1 protein-coding gene is annotated in these 294 nt (G+C 69.0%); it reads right to left on the reverse strand.

Annotated elements, in window-relative coordinates; all coding sequences use genetic code 11:
- A partial coding sequence (locus tag EN857_RS34100; RefSeq protein ID WP_135897737.1) for an ATP-binding cassette domain-containing protein occupies nucleotides 1-294 on the reverse strand: 294 nt, incomplete at both ends.

Below are 294 nucleotides of genomic sequence, written 5' to 3' on the forward strand. Positions count from 1 at the left end.
CAGCGCCATGCCGACGCGGTCGTCGCTCGCAGCGGAAGGGCTGGCGATCGAAACCGGCTTGCCGTCGACCAGGATCTGACCGGAGAGGCCGCGCAAAACGCCGAAGAAGGCCAGCAGCAATTCGCGCTGGCCTTGCCCGTCGAGGCCGCCCAGCCCCACCACCTCGCCGACGCCGACCGACAGCGAGACATTGTCCAGCCGATCGCTCCAGGACAGGTTGCGCGCCTCCAGCGCCGGAACCGCGTCGCTCGCCGCGCGCATCGGCTTTGGCGGGAAGATATGGCTGTATTCGCG

The organism is Mesorhizobium sp. M4B.F.Ca.ET.214.01.1.1, assembly GCF_004791545.1.
In the GTDB taxonomy this organism is placed as follows: domain Bacteria; phylum Pseudomonadota; class Alphaproteobacteria; order Rhizobiales; family Rhizobiaceae; genus Mesorhizobium; species Mesorhizobium abyssinicae.